The sequence below is a fragment of the Streptomyces albiflavescens genome (assembly GCF_014645835.1).
Taxonomy (GTDB): domain Bacteria; phylum Actinomycetota; class Actinomycetes; order Streptomycetales; family Streptomycetaceae; genus Streptomyces; species Streptomyces albiflavescens.
In genome coordinates, this window is sequence record NZ_BMMM01000038.1 from 1 (window position 1) to 8,517 (window position 8,517).

General features: G+C 72.3%; 2 protein-coding genes. Both read left to right on the plus strand.

Annotated elements, in window-relative coordinates; all coding sequences use genetic code 11:
• Window positions 1–6,952, plus strand: a 6,952-nt coding sequence (locus tag IEY95_RS48275; RefSeq protein WP_189192706.1) for a non-ribosomal peptide synthetase, incomplete at its 5' end; no start/stop codon positions are given.
• 144 nt (window positions 6,953–7,096) lie between these two features.
• On the plus strand, window positions 7,097–8,517 hold a 1,421-nt coding region (locus IEY95_RS48280; protein ID WP_229703876.1), incomplete at its 3' end, for a condensation domain-containing protein.

An 8,517-nucleotide genomic window follows, 5' to 3' on the forward strand; every position in this document is an offset into this window, starting at 1 on the left:
TATCGGGCGCCCGCTGTCTCACCGCAGGATCTTTGTGCTGGACGCGTTCTTGCAGCCGGTCCCGCCCGGCACGGTGGGTGAACTGTATGTATCCGGTGCCGGGCTGGCTGCCGGTTACTGGGACCGTCCGGCGCTGACCGCCGAGCGTTTTGTGGCGTGCCCGTTCGCTGCGGGGGAGCGGATGTATCGCACCGGGGATCTGGTGCGCTGGACGGACGACGGTGAGTTGCTGTTCGTCGGCCGCGCGGACGCGCAGGTGAAGGTGCGGGGTTTCCGGGTCGAGCTGGGTGAGGTCGAGGCGGTGCTGTCCGCGCATCCGGCCGTGTCCCAGGCCGTGGTGGTCGCCCGCGAGGACGTTCCGGGTGAGCGCCGCCTGGTCGGTTATGTCGTGCCCGAGGACCCGCAGGCCGGTGTGCACGCCGAGCACGCCCGCGAGGAGGCGGCGAGGCAGTTACCGGACTACATGGTGCCCGCCGCCGTCCTCGTTCTCGACAAGTTGCCGCTCACCCGTAACGGCAAAGTGGACCGCGCCGCTCTGCCTGCCCCGGACTTTGCCGGCAAGGTCACCGAGCGGGCGCCGCGCACCGACGCCGAGGCCGCGCTCTGTGAGCTGTTCGCCGAGGTGCTGGGGCTTGAACGGGTCGGCGTCGAGGACAGTTTCTTCGAGCTCGGCGGCGACTCGATCATGTCGATGCAGCTCGTCGCACGCGCTCGCCGCGCCGGTCTGCTCCTGGCGGCGCAGGACGTCTTCGCATCACCGAGCCCCGCCGAACTCGCCGCGGTGGCCAAACCTTTGGACGAGACGACGGGCACAGGAGGACCCTCTGGACCCCTCTCCGAACCGGACGTGGGCGAGGTGCCCTGGACGCCGGCGATGCGGGCGCTCGGGGAGCGAGGTCGTCGCGGCAGGTTCGCACAGTGGATCGTTGTCGGCTCTCCGGCCGGACTGGACCGGGACGTGCTGGTGGCCGGCGTGGCGGCCGTACTCGACACGCACGACATGCTGCGAGCAGGCGTCGTGGAGGCCGACGGGGCGGAGCCCGGGCTGGCGGTGAGGAGGCGCGGCTCGGTACCGGCCGCACCGCTCGTCTCCCGCGTGGACGCGGGCGATGCTCCGGCCGAGTCCCTGGACGCCGTCGCGGACCAGGCCGCGCGCGAAGCGACGGAGCGCCTGGATCCTCCGGCGGGTGTGCTGCTCCAGATCATCTGGGTGGACGCCGGTCCCGAGCGGACCGGACGACTGGTCGTCGTCGTGCACCACCTGGTGATCGACGGACTGTCGTGGCGGATACTGATCCCGGACCTGCAAGCCGCCTGCGAAGCCGCGGCGGCCGGGCGGGAGCCCGAACTACCCCCGGCGGGAACGTCGTTCAAACGGTGGGCGGACCTGCTCGTCGAGGAGGCCCACGCGGCAAGCCGGATCGCGGAACTCCAGGACTGGACGGCCCAGCTGGGGCAGCCGGAACCGCCGCTCGGAACAAGGGAGTTGGACCACTCCCTGGACACCGCGTCGACCATGGGCCGCCGCTCCTGGACCCTGCCCGCCCAGCACGCGGTCACCCTGGCCGGCCGGACCCCGGCGCTCTTCCACTGCGGTGTGCACGAGGTGCTGCTGTCGACGCTGGCGGGAGCGGTCACGCGATGGCGCCGGGAGAACGGGCAGGGCGGCGTCCCCGGGGTGCTCGTGGACATCGAAGGGCACGGCCGGGCGCCGGCCGCGGACGCCGAACTCTCCCGCACGCTCGGTTGGTTCAGCAGCACGCACCCCCTTCGCCTCGACACGGTCGGCATAGATCTGGACGACGTACTGGCCGGTGGCCCTGCGGCCGGGGTGCTGCTGAAGGCGGTGAAGGAGCAGGCGCGGGCGGTGCCCGGGGACAGTCTCGGCTACGGGCTGCTGCGTCACCTCAACCCGGAGACGGGCCCGGTGCTCGCCGCACTGCCGAGTCCGCAGATCGGCTTCAACTACCTGGGCCGCTTCGCATCCCACGGTGATCGCCACCTTCCGCCGGCACCCTGGGAGATGTCCGGCGACGCGGCGATCGGCGGCTCCGTCGATCCCGACATGCCCGCTCAGCACACCCTGGAGGCGGGCGCCGCCGTACTGGACACCCCGGCAGGTCCCGAACTGACCCTCACCCTCATGTGGCCCACCGGCCTGCTCGACGAGGCGGAGGCCGAACGGCTCGGCCGCCACTGGCTGGACCTGCTGGCGGGGCTGGCCGCGCACACCGCCGACCCGGGAGCAGGTGGACGTAGCCCCTCCGACTTCCCCCTCCTCGGCCTCGGCCAGCGAGAGATCGACGAACTGGAAAGCCTGGTACCGGAGCTGGCGGACATCTGGCCGCTGTCGCCGCTCCAGGAAGGGCTGCTGTTCCACGCGGAGTACGACGACCTAGGGCCGGACCTGTACGAAGGGCAGCGCGTCCTGGCCCTGGACGGACCGCTGGACACGGAGCGGCTGCGGGCATCCTGGGAGGCCCTGCTCGCCCGGCACCCGATCCTGCGGGCGAGCTTCCACCAACGCGCCTCGGGCGAGGCGGTCCAGATCATCGCACGTGACGTCCAACTTCCCTGGACGCAGGCCGACCTGACCGGGACGACGGAAGCGGACCTCGCGGCGGCCCTCGACCGGCTGTTCGCGGGCGAGCGGGCCCGGCGCCTGGACGTGACCTCCGCCCCGCTCCTCAGGCTGCTGCTCGTCCGGCTCGCGGCGGACCGGCACCTCCTCGCGCTGACCAGCCACCACATCGTCGCGGACGGCTGGTCGCTTCCGGTCATCATCACCGAGGTGTCCGCGCTCTACGAAGCGGGCGGCGACGGGCGGGCACTGCCGCCCGCGACCTCGTACCGCGCATACCTGGAATGGCTGCGCCGACGGGACGGCGAGGCGGCGCGGGAGGCGTGGCGGGCGGAGTTCGCCGGAGCCGACGAGCCGACGCTCGTGGCGCCCGCCCACCCGGGGGCGGCATCCGACGTACCGGAACGCGTGTCGTTCGAGTTCACCGAGGACGTCACCCGCGCCGTGTCCGAGCTGGCCCGCGCGCACGGACTGACCGTGAACACGGTGGTGCAGGGCGCCTGGGCGCTGCTGCTCGCCCGGCTCGTGGGGCGTACGGACGTGGTGTTCGGCGCGACCGTCGCAGGACGCCCCGCGGACATACCGGGAGTCGAGTCGATGGTCGGGCTCTTCATCAACTCCCTGCCCGTGCGGGTGAATCCGCGGGCGGAGCAGTCCGTCGTCGCGATGCTGACCGACCTCCAGGCGCGGCAGGTCGCGCTGATGGCCCACCAGCATCTCGGCCTTCCCGAGATCCGCAGGGCCGCCGGCCCGGGCGCCGTCTTCGACACGCTGGTCGTGTACGAGAACTACCCGCGCCCGCCCCTCAAGGAGCCCTCGCCGGACGCCCTGTCCATCCGCCCCGGACGGAAACCGGAGGACACCGGGCACTACCCGCTGACGTTGGTCGCGGTTCCCGGAGACCGACTGCACGGCGAGCTCGTATATCAGCCGGGCTCGTTCACGCACGCCTGGGCCGAGGAGGCGGTGGCGTCGCTGTCCGACGTCCTCGCGCGGCTGGCGGCGGACCCCTCGGCGCCAGTGGCGCGTGTGTCCGTCCTCGGCGGAGCACGCCGTGAACGCGTGGTGCGCGGATGGAACCGCACCGAGGTGCCCGTGCCCGCCGCGACACTGCCCCAGCTGCTGCGCCGGCAGGTGGAACGGTCACGGGAGGCGACCGCCATCGAGGGCGAACTGTCGCTGTCGTACCAGGAGTTGCAGGACGAGGCCGGCCGGTGGGCGCGCTATCTGATCGGCGTGGGCGTCGCGACCGAACGCCGGGTGGCGGTGCTCGCACCGCGATCGGCGGCGACGGTGACCGCCGTCCTCGCGGTGTCCATGGCGGGCGGCGTCTTCGTCCCGGTGGACCCCGGATACCCGCCGGATCGGGTCGCCTTCCTCCTGGCGGACACCGACCCGTCCGTCGTGCTGTGCACCCGGCGGACCCGGGCCGTGGTGCCCGAGGGGTACGGCGGGCAGATCGTCGTCCTGGACGAGCCGGAGGTCGCCGAAGCCGTCGCCGCATGCCGTCCGGGGCCCGTTGAGGACAGGGAGCGCCCGCTGCCGCTCGTCGCGGACAACGCCGCGTACGTCATCCACACCTCCGGATCGACCGGCACACCGAAAGGCGTGGTGGTGCCGCACGCGGGTCTCGCCAACCTGGCGCGGGCACAGATCGAACGCTTCGCGGTGGGCCCGGATGCCCGGGTGCTCCAGTTCGCCTCGCTCAGCTTCGACGCCGCGGTCTCCGAGCTGTGCATGGCTCTGCTCTCGGGCGGCACACTTGTACTGCCCGACGAGACCGAGCTGCCCCCGCATGTGACCCTCGGCGAGGCGGTGCGCGCGGCCCGGGCGACCCATGTCACGGTGCCGCCGAGCGTCCTCGCCGCGGAGGAGGACCTGCCCGCCGGCCTGCGAACCCTGGTGGTGGCGGGCGAGGCATGCCCGCCGGGCCTGGTGGACCGGTGGTCCGCACAACACCGCATGGTGAACGCGTACGGACCCACCGAGGCGACCGTGTGCGCGGCGATGAGCGAACCGCTGTCAGCGGGCGCAGGCCAGGTGCCGATCGGCCGGCCGATGGCGAACGTACGCGCATACGTCCTCGACGGCTTCCTGCAACCGGTACCACCGGGAACGACCGGCGAACTGTATGTGACGGGGCCCGGTGTGGCCCGCGGGTACTGGGGACGCCCGGCTCTCACCGCACAGCGGTTCGTGGCCTGCCCGTTCCTGCCGGGGGAGCGGATGTACCGGACCGGTGACCTGGCACGCTGGAACGGCACCGGCGAACTGGACTTCGTCGGCCGGGCGGACGCCCAGGTCAAGGTCCGCGGATACCGCATCGAACCAGGAGAGGTCGAAGCCGTACTGGCCACCCATCCGGACGTCGACCAGGCCGTGGTGGTGGCGCGCCGGGACGGTCCCGGCGAGCGGCGGCTGGTCGCGTACGTCGTCCCAGCATCCTCGGGCTCCGAGCAACTGGCGGTGCGACTCGTTGAGTTCGCCGCCGCTCGCCTCCCGGATCACATGGTGCCCTCGTCGTTCGTGCCGCTGGACCGCCTGCCGCTGACCGTGAGCGGAAAGGTGGACCGCCGGGCCCTGCCGGCGCCCGACTTCGCGGGCCGGGTGGTGGGACGGGAGCCACGCACAGCGGCCGAAGCGGTGCTGTGCGGCCTCTTCGGCGAAGTCCTCGGACTGGACCGGGTCGGCGTGACGGACGGCTTCTTCGCGTTGGGCGGCGACTCCATCTCCTCGATGCAGCTGGCGTCCCGCGCCCGCCGCGCCGGGCTGATCGTCACCCCCCGGCAGGTCTTCGAGGAGAAGACCCCCGAACGCCTCGCGGCCGTGGCACGCCCGGCCGCGGCCGGTGCGGCGCCCGTCGCCGACGACACCGGGGTGGGCGAGGTGCCGTGGACCCCCGTGATGCGGGAGCTGGGCGCGGCGGCCCTGCGGCCCCGGTTCGCGCAGTGGACCGCGGTCGGCGCCCCGGCCGGTCTGCGGCTCGACGTGCTGGTGACCGGCGTGGCCGCCCTGCTCGACACCCACGACATGCTCCGCGCGCGGGTACTCACCGACGACGGCACGGAGCCGCGGCTGACGGTCCGCGAGCGCGGCTCGGTTTCCGCAGCGGACCTCGTCACCCGTGTCGCCGCGCAGAACACGGCCGCGGCGATCGCTTCGGGCGGCCTGGACGAGATCGCGGACCGCGCCGCCCGGGAGGCCGTCCTGCGCCTCGACCCGGAAGCGGGCGTGATGCTCCAGGTGGTCTGGGTCGATGCGGGCCCCGAGCAGCTCGGCCGCATCGTCCTGATGCTCCACCACCTGGCCGTCGACGGCATGTCCTGGCGCATCCTGCTGCCCGACCTCGCCCTGGCGTGCGAGGCGGTGGCGGCGGGGCAGGAACCGGCCCTCGATCCCGTGACGATGTCGTTCAGGCGCTGGGCACGCCTCCTGGTCGACCAGGCCTCCGGACCGGAGCGCACCACGGAACTCGACACCTGGACGGCACTCCTGGGACAGCCCGAGACACCCTTGGGCAAGCGGGAGTTGGACCCCGCCCGGGACACCGCGGCAGCCATGCGCCGCCGCTCCTGGCGGCTGCCGCACGACGAGGCGGCCACCCTGGCGGCCCGTACGCCCGCGCTGTTCCACTGCGGTGTGCACGAGGTGCTCCTGTCGACGCTGGTGGGTGCGGTCGCGCAGTGGCGTGGGGACGGTGTGTCCGGGGTTCTGGTCGATGTGGAGGGGCATGGACGCGAGTCCGTCGAAGGGGTCGATGTGTCGAGGACGACGGGCTGGTTCACCCGTACGCATCCGGTACGTCTCGATGTGGCCGGCCTCGACCTGGGGGAGGCGCAGGCAGGTGGTCCGGCGGCCGGGGCGCTGCTGAAGGCGGTGAAGGAGCAGGCGCGGGCGGTGCCGGGTGACGGGCTCGGCTACGGATTGCTGCGTCACCTCAACCCGGAGACGGGGCCGGTGCTCGCCGCGCTGCCGCGTGCGCAGATCGGCTTCAACTACCTGGGCCGCTTCAGTGCGACCGGCACCGGTGAACTCCCGCCCGCCGCCTGGCAGATGACCGGAGACAGTGCGATCGGCGGCTCCGCGGACCCGGACATGCCGTCCACGCACACGCTGGAAGCGGGCGCCGCCATCGTGGACACTGCTGACGGGCCCGAACTCACCCTCTCCCTTGGTTGGGCGGGCCAGATCCTCGACGACGCCGCGGTGGAACGCCTCGGACAGAGCTGGCTCGACCTGCTCGTCGGCCTCGCCGCCCACACCACGGCCCCCGCCTCCGGTGGCCACACTCCGTCCGACTTCCCCCTGCTCGGTCTCGCCCAGAGCCAGATCGAGGAACTCGAAGCCGGGCTCGCCGACGACAACCTGTGACGGACCGCTTCTGAGTGCCCGCTTCCGTAAGGGCCCGATGCCCCAAGTGCTCCATCCCTCAAGTGCTCGTTCGCGCAACTGCTGGGCTCCGCAAGTGCTCGATCCCGTACGTGCTCGAAGCAACTCGCTCTGAGGAGAGAAGCGATGACCCGATCCCTTGTCGAGGACGTGTGGCCGCTGTCGCCGTTGCAGGCCGGCCTGCTGTTCCACGCCGCCTTCGACGACCAGGGTCCGGACGTGTACACCGTGCAGTCCGCGCTCGACATCGACGGCCCCCTCGACACGGGGCGCCTGCGGGCGTCGTGGGAGGCTCTCCTGACCCGGCACGCCGCGCTGCGCGCCTGTTTCCGTCAGGTCAGCGGGGCGCAGATGGTGCAGGTCATCGCTCGGGAGGTCGTGCTGCCCTGGCGCACGGAGGACGTCTCGGGTCTTCCCGCACCCGAGGCGCCGGCCGCCCTGGAACACATGGTGCGAAGCGAGCGGTCCGAGCCCTTCGACCTGGCTGCCGCGCCCCTGCTGCGACTGCTCCTGATTCGGCTCGGCGAGCGGCGCCACCGCCTGGTGATGACGAGCCACCACATCCTCATGGACGGCTGGTCGGCCCCGATCATGATCGAAGAGCTGTCACGGATCTACGCCGCGGGGGGCGACGCGTCCGTCCTGCCACCTGTGACGTCCTACCGGGAGTACCTGGCGTGGCTGGCCCGGCAGGACAAGGACGCCGCCCGAGCCGCCTGGCAGGAGGAGCTGGCCGGCGCGGACGAACCGACGCTGGTGACCCCGGCCGTTCCCGACCGGCTCCCTGTCTTCCCCGACCGGGTGACCGGAGACCTCCCGGAAACGGTCACCCGGAGCGTGACCGAGCTGGCCCGCGCCCACGGTCTGACGGTGAACACGGTGGTGCAGGGTGCCTGGGCGCTGGTCCTGGCGCTCCTCGCCGGGCGGACGGACGTGGTGTTCGGCGCGACGGTGGCGGGCCGCCCCCCGGAACTCCCGGGTGTGGAGACGATGGTGGGCCTGCTCATCAACACCCTGCCCGTGCGGGTGCCGCTCGACGGTGCTCAGCCGTTCGTGGAGATGCTCCGTGCGCTCCAGAGCCGTCAGTCCGCGCTGCTGTCGCACCACCACCTCGGCCTTTTGGAGATACAGAAGGCCGCGGGCCCGGGAGCCGCCTTCGACACGCTCATCGTCTACGAGAGCTTCCCCCGCCCGCCCGCCACGGACTCCTCCCCGAACGGCAGCTCCGTCACCATCAGGCCGTCCGGCACGGCGCGCGAGGCGGCCCACTATCCGTTCACTCTGGTCGTCGCCCCCGGCGACCGGATGCGCTTCACCCTCGAATACCGCCCCGACCTGTTCGACCGCGATCTCGCCGAATCGGTGCTGCGATACCTGGAACGTGTGCTGGAGCGGGTGGTGGCTGATCCGTCCGTGGTGGTGGGACGGGTCGGGGTGGTGGACGTTGAAGAACGTGTATCCCTGGGTGAGGTGCACGGAGGGGTGTCGGTGCCGGAGTTGATCCGTGGGCGGGTGGTTTCGGCGCCGGATGCGGTGGCGGTGGTGGG